The sequence below is a fragment of the Pseudomonas sp. Root569 genome, assembly GCF_001427465.1.
GTDB classification, from domain to species: Bacteria; Pseudomonadota; Gammaproteobacteria; order Pseudomonadales; family Pseudomonadaceae; genus Aquipseudomonas; species Aquipseudomonas synxantha.
This window is the reverse complement of the sequence record NZ_LMGQ01000024.1, coordinates 332,798-345,842: the sequence shown is the minus strand read 5'-3', so window position 1 is coordinate 345,842 and position 13,045 is coordinate 332,798. Positions and strand designations below refer to the sequence as shown.

At 61.6% G+C, this 13,045-nt stretch carries 11 protein-coding genes; 1 reads left to right on the top strand and 10 read right to left on the bottom strand.

The features are described from left to right. Nucleotides 1–37: 37 nt before the first annotated feature. The 9 genes from ASD70_RS19030 to argS all read right to left on the bottom strand — a co-directional run bounded on the left by ASD70_RS19030 (nt 38) and on the right by argS (nt 10,514). The gene (locus ASD70_RS19030; RefSeq protein WP_046070544.1) at nt 38–658 is read right to left on the bottom strand and encodes a TetR/AcrR family transcriptional regulator; all 621 of its coding nucleotides are present in this window, start codon (nt 656–658) and stop codon (nt 38–40) included. A gap of 27 nt (nt 659–685) precedes the next feature. Beyond that, nucleotides 686–2,368, bottom strand: coding sequence for a class II poly(R)-hydroxyalkanoic acid synthase (phaC, locus tag ASD70_RS19025; RefSeq protein WP_056847160.1), 1,683 nt, complete (start codon nt 2,366–2,368; stop codon nt 686–688). A 90-nt stretch (nt 2,369–2,458) separates the two neighbouring features. Then, complete coding sequence (phaZ, locus tag ASD70_RS19020; protein ID WP_056847159.1) at nt 2,459–3,304, bottom strand: poly(3-hydroxyalkanoate) depolymerase; 846 nt, start codon at nt 3,302–3,304, stop codon at nt 2,459–2,461. A gap of 149 nt (nt 3,305–3,453) precedes the next feature. Next, entirely contained in the window at nt 3,454–5,133 is a 1,680-nt protein-coding gene (gene phaC / locus ASD70_RS19015; RefSeq protein ID WP_056847158.1) for a class II poly(R)-hydroxyalkanoic acid synthase, read from the bottom strand. Nucleotides 5,134–5,382: 249 nt separating this feature from the next. Continuing rightward, nucleotides 5,383–5,760 carry a gamma-butyrobetaine hydroxylase-like domain-containing protein gene (locus tag ASD70_RS19010; RefSeq protein WP_046070548.1) on the bottom strand — a complete coding sequence of 126 codons (378 nt, stop codon included), beginning with the start codon at nt 5,758–5,760 and terminating at the stop codon, nt 5,383–5,385. 149 nt (nt 5,761–5,909) lie between these two features. Further along, entirely contained in the window at nt 5,910–7,247 is a 1,338-nt protein-coding gene (gene hslU, locus ASD70_RS19005) for an ATP-dependent protease ATPase subunit HslU (protein ID WP_056847157.1), read from the bottom strand. Nucleotides 7,248–7,285: 38 nt separating this feature from the next. After that, nucleotides 7,286–7,816, bottom strand: coding sequence for an ATP-dependent protease subunit HslV (gene hslV / locus ASD70_RS19000; protein ID WP_003171209.1), 531 nt, complete (start codon nt 7,814–7,816; stop codon nt 7,286–7,288). A 258-nt stretch (nt 7,817–8,074) separates the two neighbouring features. Further along, nucleotides 8,075–8,776 (bottom strand): SPOR domain-containing protein, encoded by a 702-nt coding sequence (locus ASD70_RS18995; RefSeq protein ID WP_046070550.1) that lies wholly within the window; start codon nt 8,774–8,776, stop codon nt 8,075–8,077. 1 nt (nt 8,777) lies between these two features. After that, the gene (gene argS, locus ASD70_RS18990; protein ID WP_046070551.1) at nt 8,778–10,514 is read right to left on the bottom strand and encodes an arginine--tRNA ligase; all 1,737 of its coding nucleotides are present in this window, start codon (nt 10,512–10,514) and stop codon (nt 8,778–8,780) included. Between argS and ASD70_RS28935 the strand changes: the two genes are divergently transcribed. Further along, a complete protein-coding gene (locus ASD70_RS28935; RefSeq protein ID WP_059397530.1) occupies nt 10,485–10,682 on the top strand; it encodes a hypothetical protein in 198 nt (65 codons plus the stop codon). The genes argS and ASD70_RS28935 overlap by 30 nt on opposite strands. A 54-nt stretch (nt 10,683–10,736) precedes the next feature. On the opposite strand, the gene ASD70_RS18985 is transcribed toward ASD70_RS28935, so the two are convergent. Continuing rightward, entirely contained in the window at nt 10,737–12,956 is a 2,220-nt protein-coding gene (locus tag ASD70_RS18985) for a primosomal protein N' (RefSeq protein ID WP_056847156.1), read from the bottom strand. Between the last annotated feature and the right edge of the window lie 89 nt (nt 12,957–13,045).

Here is a 13,045-nt window from a genome sequence, read left to right as displayed (position 1 = left end):
CGGGCTTTTTTTATGGCGGGCTTATCAAACCCCATGTTCACTCCGTGGTATCCAGGTACTTGAGTGCAAACCGCTCTGTCGCCTGCCGCGCCGTCGGCAGCAGATGCGGGGCCACCAGCATCATGACCTGGTAGACCACCACCTGCACCTCGCCCTCACGGTCGAGAATCCGCTGGTAATCCAGGGAAAACAGCAGGGTGAGGGTGATCTGCTCCACCAGTTGCCCCAATGCCTGGGTGCCGCTGACCAACTGCCCTGAGGCTTTCAAGCGCGCAAGCAAAGAGGCCAGTGTGCGTTTAAGCGCGGTGAGCAGGTGGCGAATCCCCTTGGCCAGCTTCGGCAAGCGCCCGGCCAGGTTCGACAGGTCCTGGAATAGAAACCGATAGTGCGCCATGCGCTCGACTATCAGGTGCAGGAACAGCCAGTAATCCTCGGCCTCCAGTTGCGCGTCGGCGGGAGGGTCGAGCAAAGGCGCCAACTCGCCTTGAAAGCGCTCGAACAGCCCGAGCACCAGCGGCTCCTTGCCGTGGAAGTGGTAGTAGAGGTTACCGGGGCTGATCCCCATTTCATTGGCCACCTCCATGGTCGACACGTTCGGCTCACCCTTCTGGTTGAACAGCTGCAGGGCACATTCAAGGATACGGTCGCGGGTCTTCATCCAGTCTTCTTAATCTGATCGTTGAGCTCAGCGCACCCGCACGTAAGTGCCTGGGGCTGCTTCCATCGGTGGATAATTCTGGTTGCCCAGGGCGGTGAGGGTTTCGCGCTGTACACCGGAGCGCTCCTGTGCCCACGCCAGCCACTGCGGCCACCAACTGCCTTCGACGTGCTGGGCGTCGTAGTACCAGGCGCGAGGGTCGCTGCTCAGCTTGAGGTTTTCGACGTAGTTGGCCTTGGGGTTGCCCGGCGGGTTGAGGATGCTCTGGATATGCCCGCTGTTGGACAGTACAAAGCGCCGCTCGCCGCCCAGCAACTGGGTTGAGCGATACACCGCGTCCCAGGGCGTGATGTGGTCGTTGATCCCGGCCACGCTGAAACTGTCCACCGTGACTTTGCGTAGGTCGATGGGAGTGCCACACACCTCCAGCCCGCCGGGATGGCTCAGCGGGTTGTGCTTGAAGAAGTCCAGCAGGTCGCCGTGCAAGGCGGCAGGCAGGCGTGTGTTGTCGTTGTTCCAGTACAGGATGTCGAAGGCCGGCGGCTCCTTGCCCAACAGGTAATTGTTGATCCAGTAGCTCCAGATCAGGTCGTTGGGGCGCATCCAGGCAAACACCTTGGCCATGTCACGGCCGTCCAGCACGCCTTGCTGGTAGGAGCGGCGCTTGGCGGCTTCCAGGGTCTGTTCATCGGCAAACAAGGTCGCGGGGCTGTCGATCTGGCTGTCCAGCAGGCTCACCAGGTAGCTGGCGCTGGAGATGCGCCGCAACTGGCGCTTGGCTTGCAGGTGGCCTTGCAGGGCAGCTATGGTCAGGCCACCGGCGCAGGCGCCCATCAGGTTGACCTCGCGGGCGCCGCTGATCGCCCGGCAGACGTTGAGCGCTTCTTCAAGCGCTGCCACGTAGGTGGAGAGGCCCCATTCGCGATGACGCACATCCGGGTTGCGCCAACTGACCATGAACGTCTGCAGCCCGTTTTTCAGGGCGTATTGTACAAAACTGTTGGCCGGGCTCAGGTCGAAGATGTAGTACTTGTTGATTTGCGGCGGCACCACCAGCAGCGGCTTGGCGTACTGTTTTTCGCTCATGGGCTTGTACTGGATCAACTCCAGCAGCTCGTTGCGAAACACCACCGAGCCGGGCGTGGTCGCCACTGTCTTGCCCACTTCGAAGGCATGCTTGCTGACTTGGCGCGGCAGGCCATTGTTGTGCAACAGGTCTTCGAACAGGTTGCTCACGCCGCGCACCACGCTGTTGCCACCGGAATTGAGCAGTTCCTTGATCGCCAACGGGTTAAGCAGGGTGTTGGAGGGGGAGACTGCATCGTTGAGCAGGGAAAAGGCGAAATGTGCGCGGGCACGGTCATCGGCGCTCAGGGTGCTGTCATCGATCCAGTGCCGTGTCTGTTTCTGCCAACTCAGATAGGCCTGTAAGCTGCGCCGGTATAGCGGGTTGAGCGTCCAGGTGGGATCGATAAAGCGCGCGTCCCTGGGGTTGGGTTCCTGCACGGTTTCGCCCAGCAGCACGCGGCCCAATTGACCGCCTAGCGCCAAGACATGGCGGGCGGTATGTACGGGGTTACGCAAACCATGGGCAGCCACGCTGCGCAGGGTCGACAGCAGATCGCGTCCCCTGAGGCCGGTGATCGCGTTTTGCGCGTTGATGAACGCAGCAGGGATGGGCGCCGGGGTCGTCACGGGTCTTTCTCGCATGATTCAACACTCCTTGGTCAAGTCATCAAGCAGGCACGCCAATCCAGAACCATAGCTGGTTCCTGGCAAGTTGCGCGTTGGTGTGGTCCTTCACACCGCCGGTCGCGGATGTATCACAGCGCGCAGGCGCTCCTCCTCGAGAAATTTCATGATGATCGGTGCCACGGCTTCGGCCCGCGTGATCAGGAACAGGTGGCCGTCATCGATAATGTGCAACTGCGCATTCGGGATGCGCCAGGCCAGCATGCGCATGTTGATCAGCGGGATCAGCGGATCATCGTCCCCGGCCAGCACCAGGGTGGGCTGGCGGATCTTGTGCAGCCAATGAATGCTGGTCCAGCCCACCCCGGCGAACAGCTGCCAGTAGTAACCCAGCTTGCCGGCCGAGCGCACTTTGCTCGCATGTTCGGCGGCCAGGTTCGAATCGCGGCGGAACGAGCCGCCATAAATCATCGGCGCGATACGCACCACATGGGAGGGTTGGATATAACGCCGGGGGCTGGCCATCAGCCACAGCACTTTGGGTTTGCCCGGCACCATAAAGGCGCCGGCTGCCGTGGCCGCCAGGATCAGCTTCTTGCAGCGTTCCGGATAGTCATAGGCAAACTGCTGCGCCAGTGCGCCGCCCCAGGACACACCCACGGCGTTCACCTGGCCGTAGTCCAGGTAATCGAGCATGCGTGCGGTAAGTTTGGCCAGGCCCGGAAAGCGGTAGGGCCGGTTCGGCGTCGATGAGCCGCCGACACCGGGCACGTCGAAGGCGATCACTTCCAGGTCCGGGTCCAGGGCCTGGACGAACGGGAACACCAGCTCAAGGTTGGCGCCGATGCCGTTGAAGATCAGCAGCGGCGTCAAGTGCGGTTTGCCCGGGCGTACCGCCGTACGGATGGTCTGGCCATCCAGGTCGATGGTACGGAAGATGAACGATTGCGGCATGCTCAAGCCCTGTGAAGTGTTACAGGAGGAATACAGTCAAAATGTGGGAGGGGGCTTGCTCCCGATGGCGGTGTGTCATTGAGCACAACTGACACTGATCCATCCCTATCGGGAGCAAGCCCCCTACCACATTTGGATCTCATTCCAATCTACCGCTCATGTACATAGGTACCTGGCGCCGCTTCGGCTGCGGCATAGATTTTATTTCCTAATGTCGCCGGTGCTTTCTTCAACTTGCCCGCTCGCTGCGCCTGCCACACCTGCCAATGCAGCCACCACGAATCGGTGTGCTTGGTGGCGTTCTCCTGCCACTCCAGCGCGCTGCCCGACAAACCCTCGCTGGTCTGGTAGCGCGCCTTGGGGTTGCCCGGTGGGTTGAGGATGCTCTGGATATGCCCGCTGCTGGACAGCACAAACTCGACCTGGCCGCCAAACAACTGCGCCGACTTGTAGCAGGACTGCCACGGCGTGATGTGATCATTGGTGCCCGCCAGTGCGTAGACATCGGCGGTGACCTGCTTGAGGTCGATGGGCGTGCCGCACACCTCCAGCGCGTTGGCGCGTACCAGTGGGTTGTTCTTGAACAGTTCGATCAGGTCGCCATGGAATGCAGCTGGCAAGCGCGTGGTGTCGTTGTTCCAGAACAGGATGTCGAACACCGGCGGCTCGTTGCCCAGCAGGTAATTATTGACCCAGTAGTTCCAGATCAGGTCGTTGGGGCGCATCCAGGCGAACACCTTGGCCATATCGCGGCCTTCCAGCACACCGGCCTGGTACGAATGGCGCTTGGCTGCTTCGAGGGTCTGCTCGTCGACAAACAGCGCCACCTGGGTGTCCAGGGTGGTGTCCAGTACGCTCACCAGCAGGGTCAGGGCGTTGACCTTCTTCTCGCCCAGCGCCGCGTAGTGGCCCAGCAGTGCTGTGCAGGTGATGCCTCCGGAACAGGCCGCGAGCATATTCACGTCCTTACTGCCGGTAATCGCCGTGACCACATCGACCGCTTCCTTGAGCGCCTCGATATAAGTCGACAGGCCCCACTCGCGCTGGGCCTTGGTGGGGTTGCGCCAGCTGACGATAAACGTCTGCTGCCCATTGCGCAGGCAGAAGCGCGCCAGGCTCTTATCCGGGCATAGGTCGAATATGTAGAACTTGTTGATCTGCGGCGGCACCACCAGCAGTGGGCGCTCGTGTACTTGCTCGGTGGTGGGCTTGTACTGGATAAGCTCCAGCACGTCGTTGCGAAACACCACCGCGCCTTCGCTGGTGCCCAACGTCTTGCCGACTTCAAAGGCACCCATGTTGACTTGGCTCGGCATGCCGCCGTTATGCACCATGTCCTTGGCCAGGTGGGACAAACCGTCGAGCAGGCTTTTACCGCCGGTTTCAAAGAAACGCTTGACCGCTGCCGGGTTGGCCGCGCTGTTGGTGGGGGCCATGGCTTCGGTCATCAGGTTGATCACGAAGTGGCCGCGGCTGATGTCCTGTGCCGACAGGCTGCTGTCGTCGATCCAGTCGTGGAGTTCCTTGCGCCACGCCAGGTAAGTCTGCAAGTAGCGTTTGTAGAGCGGGTTCTGGCTCCAGGCCGGGTCGTTGAAGCGACGGTCGTCGCCCTCGGGCGCCAGGGGGGATTTGCCGAACATCACATTCTTCAATTCGACGCCAAAGTGGGCGACGTGCTTGACGCTGTGCAACGGTTGCTTGATGGCTTGGGTCAGCACCATCCTGGCCGAGGCCAATAGATCCTTTTTGCGTAACGCGATGATCGGGTTCAGCCCCAGGGTGTTTTCCGAGGCCTGGCGTTTCAAGTCATCGTTATTCTTGTTACTCATCTACGACGCTCCGTTGTCCGAAAGACGAGTACCGGCGATTGCTGCGCACCCAATTTCGATACACGACACCAGCCTGGTACTGCGACCCGGGTGACCGTTGATACCGCATCGTCAAATGCAGGGAACTTGCCAGTTCCATTGGTTACCCGAGTTTATTTTTTTTCGCAAGCGGGCCGATCATTGGCCTCGCGACAGGGCATTCAAGCAGATGAAATTAGAAAATGCCCTCTAAAGAGCAAGACGCCTGAGCTAGAGCATCAGCCGCACGACCGACTGGTTCGGGTCGCGGGTTTTTCCGGCCGCTTTGAGCTCGGCCAGGTAGTCGCTCCACAGTGCGTCCTGACGTACGGCCAGTTGGTAGAGGTAGTCCCAGGTGAACAGCCCGCTGTCATGGCCGTCGTCGAAGGTCAATTTCAGTGCGTACTGGCCGGCCGGTTCGACCTTGCTCAACCTGACGTTGAGCTTGCCGAATTGCAGGATGGGCTTGCCGTGTCCCTGCACCTCGGCGGAAGGCGAGTGCACCCGCAGGAATTCGGCGGGCAGATGATAAACCTCGTCTGGGCTGTAAGTGAGGCCGAGGGTGTTGGAGGTTTTGTGCAGGTTTACAGCAGTAGGAAACTTGGCCATATGAGGTACTCCTGAATAAACCGGCTTAAAAATGTGGGAGGGGGCTTGCTCCCGATGACGGTGTGTCAGTCAGCTCATCTGATACTGAAACACCGCCATCGGGAGCAAGCCCCCTCCCACATTTGAAGCAAAGCAGTTCTGTGTGAGGCTTACAGGATATAACGAGACAAGTCTTCGTTCTGCGCCAATTCGCCCAGGTGGCTGTTGACGTAGTCGGCATCGATTTTGATCGCTTCGCCATTCTGCGCACCGGCCATGTCACCAGCACTGAACGATACTTCCTCAAGCAGGCGCTCAAGCAAGGTATGCAGGCGGCGGGCACCAATGTTCTCGGTCTTCTCGTTGACCTGCCAGGCGATTTCCGCCAAACGCTTGATGCCGTCGGCCTGGAACTCGATACCCAGGCCCTCGGTTTTCAGCAGCTCACGGTATTGCTCGGTGAGGGATGCGTGAGGCTCGCTGAGGATGCGCTCGAAGTCGCCCGGGGTCAGCGCCTTGAGTTCCACGCGAATCGGCAGGCGGCCTTGCAGCTCGGGCACCAGGTCGCTTGGCTTGCTCAGGTGGAAGGCGCCGGAGGCGATAAACAGGATGTGGTCGGTCTTGACCATGCCCAGCTTGGTGTTGACTGTGCAACCCTCGATCAGCGGCAGCAGATCGCGCTGCACGCCTTCACGGGAGACATCGACGCCGCCGGAGTTACCGCGCTTGGCCACCTTATCGATCTCATCGATAAACACGATGCCATGCTGCTCGACAGCTTCCAATGCCTTGGCCTTGAGTTCTTCCTCATTGACCAGACGCCCGGCTTCTTCGTCGCGCACCAGCTTGAGCGCTTCCTTGACCTTGAGCTTGCGGCTCTTCTTCTTGTCCTTGCCCATGTTGGCGAACAGGTTCTGCAACTGGCTGGTCATTTCTTCCATGCCCGGCGGAGCGGAAATATCCACACCGGACACTTCGGCCACTTCAATCTCGATTTCCTTGTCATCCAGCTGGCCTTCACGCAGGCGCTTGCGGAACAGCTGACGGGTGTTGGAATCCGAGGACGGTGCGGCGTCTTCGTTGAAACCCATGCGTGCCGGTGGCAGCAGGGCATCGAGGATACGTTCTTCAGCGGCGTCTTCTGCGCGGTGGCTGACCTTGGTCACTTCCTGTTCGCGCAGCATTTTCAGGGCAGCGTCGGCCAAGTCACGAATGATCGACTCGACGTCGCGGCCCACATAGCCGACTTCGGTGAATTTGGTCGCTTCCACCTTGATGAACGGCGCATTGGCCAACTTGGCCAGGCGTCGGGCGATTTCGGTTTTACCGACACCGGTCGGGCCGATCATCAGGATGTTCTTGGGCGTTACTTCAACGCGCAGTTCTTCCGGCAGTTGCATGCGGCGCCAGCGGTTACGCAGGGCGATGGCAACGGCGCGCTTGGCATCGTCCTGGCCGATGATATGGCGATTGAGTTCATGGACGATTTCGCGGGGAGTCATGGACATAGTTGTTTGGCGGCCTCAAGCGAGAATAAGCCCAAGGCTTACTCGGCGAGGTCCTGCTCCTCAATGGTCTGGTTGTGGTTGGTGAACACGCAGATATCGCCGGCGATGCCCAGGGCGGTCTCGACGATTTCCCGGGCCGACAGATCGGTTTTCTTCAGCAACGCACTGGCTGCCGCCTGGGCGTAGCCACCGCCGGAACCCATGGCGATCAGGCCGTGCTCAGGTTCTACCACGTCGCCATTGCCGGTGATGATCAGGGACGCGTCTTTGTTGGCGACGGCGAGCATGGCTTCAAGGCGGCTGAGGGAGCGGTCGGTGCGCCATTCCTTGGCCAACTCGACAGCGGCGCGCACCAGGTGGCCCTGGTGTTTCTCAAGCTGGCCTTCGAAGCGTTCGAAGAGGGTAAAGGCGTCGGCGGTAGCGCCTGCGAAGCCGGCAAGCACCTGGCCGTGGTACAGGCGACGCACTTTCTTCGCGTTGCCTTTCATTACGGTATTGCCCAGGGAAACCTGGCCGTCGCCGCCCATGACAACTTTGCCGTGGCGACGTACTGAAACGATGGTGGTCAAGGGGAGAGTCTCCACGCAGCGGGGCGAAAATGCCCTGATGGAAACTCATATGGGGGTGGCGGTGGGGATTTCAACCGTAGGACGAGAGCGCGGACGAGTGGTGTTTACCGCTCTGACACCTAACCAAGCACACCGCAAAATCAAATGTGGGAGGGGGCTTGCTCCCGATGGCGCGCTGTCAGCCAATGAATATGTTGACTGACACTCCGCTATCGGGAGCAAGCCCCCTCCCACATTTTGATTTGTGTTGACCCCGAATCAGCGACTCTGGCGCTGTTGTAACAACAGGTTGCTGAACCCGGCGCCGGCCAATTGTTTCTGTGCCACGGTCAGTTGCTCACGGTTGCTGAACGGCCCTACCAGTACGCGATACCAGGTCGCTTCCTTCACCGTGCCGGACTCCACCGTCACCGACTGGCCCAACAGGATGATCTGCGCCCGCACCCGGTCCGCATCCGCCTGTTTCGGGAACGAGCCCGCCTGCAGGAAGAACTTGGTCACCGGCGCGGCCTTGGTGGCAGCGACCGGCGGTGGTGGCGGCGGCGTGATCCCGGCCAGCGCGGCCTGGGCGCGGGCGGTGTCGATTTTCGCGGCTTCGGCAGGTGTCACCGGCGTGGTTGGCACTTGCGGCGTCGGCAGGGTCTTCTCCGGCACGGCATCAGGAGGCACGATCACTTCCGATTCCGGCAGCAGGGTGTAGAAGTCGTACTTCGGCTTCACCGGTGCAGTCGGGCTCGGCGCGGTTTTGTTGGCCTCGGCGATTTTCGTGGCCTTCTGCTGCTCCTGTTTGACGCGCTTGACGTCGTCGCCCTGGCCAGGTTCGAGCTTCATCAAAAATACGATGAATGCGCCGACCGTGAGGCCGATAGCCATCCACAGCCAGCCCGGAATCGGCTGCTTCGCCGGGGCCTGGTAGCGGCTGGCGCCGCGCTTGGGGGCAGGTTTTTTCTTGGCGGCCAACTTACATGCGCTCCAGGGTTTCCAGGCCCAAGAGTTCCAGGCCTTGCTTGAGGGTGCGTCCAGCCAGGGCGGCGAGGCGCAGGCGACTTTGTTTCTGGGCTTCGTCGTCGGCGGTCAGGATCGGGCAGTTCTCGTAGAAGCTGGAGAACAACCCGGCCACTTCGTACAAATAGGTGCACAGGATATGCGGTGTGCCTTTCTCGCCGACGCTGTTGAGCACTTCGCCGAACTGCGCCAGCTTGGCGGCCAGTTCCTGCTCATGGGCGGCATCCAGCACGATCTGGCCTTCGACTTCGCTGAAGTCCTTGCCCAGCTTGCGGAACACACCCGCCACGCGGGTGTAGGCGTACAGAAGGTACGGCGCGGTGTTGCCTTCGAAGTTGAGCATCAGGTCGAAGTTGAAGCTGTAGTCGCTGGTGCGGTGTTTGGACAGGTCGGCGTATTTCACCGCGCCAATACCTACCACGCGGGCGATGTTGCGCAGGTCGGCCTCGGCCAGCTCCGGGTTCTTTTCCTTCACCAAGCTGTAGGCGCGTTCCTGGGCCTCGGTGAGCAGGTCGATCAGCTTCACGGTGCCGCCGTCACGGGTCTTGAACGGGCGGCCATCGGCGCCGTTCATGGTGCCGAACCCCATGTGTTCCATGTGCATCGGGTGGGTGACGAAGCCGGCACGACGGGCCACTTCGAACACTTGCTGGAAGTGCAGGGCCTGGCGCTGGTCAACGAAGTACAGCGCACGGTCGGCCTTGAGCACGCCGCTGCGATAGCGCACGGCGGCCAGGTCGGTGGTGGCGTAGAGGTAGCCGCCATCGGCCTTGACGATGATCACCGGCAGCGGCTCGCCGTCGGCGGTCTTGAATTCTTCGAGGAACACGCACTGCGCGCCGTTGCTCTCCACCAGCAGGCCCTTGGCCTTGAGGTCGTTGACCACGTTGATCAGGTCGTCGTTGTAGGCGCTTTCACCCATCACGTCGGCCATGGTCAACTTCACGTTGAGCAGCTCGTAGATTTCCTGGCAGTGGGACAGGGAAATTTCCCGGAAGCGGTTCCACAGCGCCAGGCACTCCTCATCGCCCGCTTGCAGCTTGACCACCAGGCCGCGGGCGCGGTCGGCGAATTCTTCGGATTCGTCGAAACGCTTCTTGGCGGCGCGGTAGAAGTTCTCCAGGTCGGCCAGCTCGTTGCTGGTGATCGGGTTTTCCTGCAGGTAGGCCATCAGCATGCCGAACTGGGTGCCCCAGTCGCCCACATGGTTCTGGCGGATCACCGTATCGCCGAGGAATTCCAGTACCCGGGCCACGCCGTCGCCAATGATGGTGGAGCGCAGGTGGCCAACGTGCATCTCCTTGGCCAGGTTCGGCGCCGACAGGTCGATGACCACGCGCTGGGCGGCACCAGCCTTGTGCGCACCGATGTTGGCATCGGCCAGGGCGGCGTCCAGGCGCGCAGCCAGGGCCTGGGTGTTCTGGAAGAAGTTGATAAAGCCCGGGCCGGCGATTTCGGCCTTGGTCACACTGGCGTCAGCCGGCAGCGCGGCAATGATTTTTTCCGCCAGGTCGCGGGGTTTCATACCGGCCGGCTTGGACAGCATCATCGCGATGTTGCTGGCGAAGTCGCCGTGGGTCTTGTCGCGGGTGTTCTCCACCTGGATCGCCGGCGACAGGCCTTCAGGCAACACACCTTCGTTGACGAGTTGGGTGAGGGCTTGTTGGAGCAGCTGGCGAATGGTGTCTTTCATGGTGTTCTCTTTCGACCGCAAGCGGCGGCGCGCGATGCGCAGGTGGAAAAACTGGGCATTATCCGTGGCGAGGGCGAGCTTGCCAACCGTTCCGGACCTGTGGAGCATTTTGTAGGAGTGAGCTTGCTCGCGAAAATCGTCAACGATAACGCGGGCTTCCTGATTTAACGCGGTGTTCTTGAGTTTTTCGCGAGCAAGCTCGCTCCTACAGTGGTGGGTGGATCAGTACAAATCTACCGGGTCTACATCCAGTGACCATCGCACTTGTCGGCCGCTGGGTATTTGCTCCAGCTCAAGCATCCAGCGACTTAATAGCCGATGCAGCGGCGCACGGGAGGTTGCCTGCAAGAGTAGCTGAGCGCGATAACGTCCGGCGCGACGCTCCATGGGGGCGGGTACCGGCCCGAGCAATTCGATGCCGCTCAGACTCAATTCACCCAGCAAACCCTCGGCGGCACTGCAGGCTTCATCCAGGAAACCTTCGGCTTGTCCCGGTTTATGCGCCTCGGCACGCAACAATGCCAAGTGCGCAAAGGGTGGCAAGCCGGCCGCGCGGCGTTCACTCAAGGCCTGCTCGGCGAAGGCAAAGTAGCCTTGTTCCGTCAGTTGAATCAGCAATGGATGGTCGGCCAGGTGCGTCTGGATAATCACCCTGCCCGGCTCTTCGGCCCGTCCGGCGCGCCCTGCCACCTGCACGATCAACTGCGCCATGCGTTCGCTGGCGCGGAAATCCCCGGAGAACAACCCGCCGTCGGCGTCCAGGATCGACACCAGGGTCACCCGCGGGAAGTGATGCCCTTTGGCAAGCATTTGCGTGCCCACCAGGATGCACGGCTGGCCTTTCTGAATGGTGGCAAACAACTGGTTCATCGCGTCTTTGCGCGAGGTGCTGTCGCGGTCGACCCGCAGCACCGGGTAATCCGGAAACAGAATGCCCAGGCGCTCCTCGGCGCGCTCGGTGCCGGCCCCTACCGGGCGCAGGTCGACCTTGCCGCACTGCGGGCAATGGCGTGGCACCCGCTCTACATGGCCGCAGTGGTGGCAGCGCAGTTCGCCATAGCGCTGGTGCACGGTCATGCGTGCATCGCAGCGTTCGCACCCGGACATCCAACCGCAGTCATGGCACAGCAGCGTCGGGGCAAAGCCACGGCGATTGAGAAACACCAACACTTGTTGGCCTGCGGCAAGGGTCTGGCCGATGGCCTGTTGCATCGGGCCGGAGATACCACTGTCCAGCGGGCGGCTCTTTACGTCCAGGCGCAGGAAGCGTGGTTGCTTGGCACCGCCGGCGCGCTCATTCAGGCGTAGCAGCCCGTAGCGTCCGGTGTAGGCGTTGTGCAGGCTTTCCAGGGACGGCGTGGCCGAGCCCAGCACAATCGGGATGTCTTCCTGGCGTGCGCGCACCAGTGCCAGGTCGCGGGCGTGGTAGCGCAGGCCTTCCTGTTGTTTATAGGAGCCGTCGTGTTCCTCGTCGATGATGATCAGCCCGGGGTTCTTCATCGGGGTGAACAGCGCCGAACGGGTGCCTATGATGATGTCTGCCTCACCGTCCCGCGCCGCCAGCCACGACTCCAGGCGCTCACGGTCATTGACCGCCGAGTGCACCAGGGCGATGCGGGCGTTGAAGCGCTGTTCGAAACGCGCCAGGGTCTGTGGGCCCAGGTTGATCTCGGGGATCAGCACCAGTGCCTGCTTGCCGGCCTGCAGGGTTTCGCGGATCAGTTGCAGATACACTTCGGTCTTGCCACTGCCGGTGACGCCGGCCAGCAGGAACGCATGGAAACTGTCGAACCCTGCGCGGATCGCCTCATACGCGGCGCGTTGCTCGGGGTTGAGCGGCAATTCCGGTTGGGCCAGCCAGTGTTCGTGGCGCGGGTCGGGGGCGTGCTTGCGGATTTCCACCTGCACCAGGCCCTTGGCCAACAGCAGGTCGAGGCTGTCTTTGCTCAGCATCAGCTTGCTTAACAGCTGATGGGCGACGCCATGGGGATGCTGGGCCAGTGTGGCCAGGGCTTCACGCTGGCGCGGGGCGCGGGCGATACGCGGGTCGTCCAGGCGTGCACCGGGCGCCATCGACCAGAAACGTTCCTGTCGCGCTTCGGCCAGTTCGCCCTGGCGCAGCAGCACCGGCAAAGCCCAGCTCAAGGTATCGCCGAGGCTGTGCTGGTAATACTGCGCGGTCCACAGGCACAGCTTGAACAGCTCAGGCGGCAGTGGTGGCGTGGTATCGAGGATGGCCAGCGCCGGTTTGAGTTTCTCCGCCGGGACTTCGCTGTGATCGGTGACTTCTACCAGGATGCCGATCATCTCACGCCGCCCGAACGGCACGCGTACGCGCATCCCCGGCTGCAACTGCGCCCGCAGCACCCCGGCCGGAGCCCGGTAATCGAACAGGCGGCGCAGGGGCGAGGGCAGGGCTAGGCGCAAAATGGCGTCGGGCACGCGAGGGGTCTCATATAAAGGCAGGCGGTGGTGCAGGGGCGCGAGCCTAGCAGACGAGGGGGGGCTTGGGTATGCCTCGCTTTTCTGAT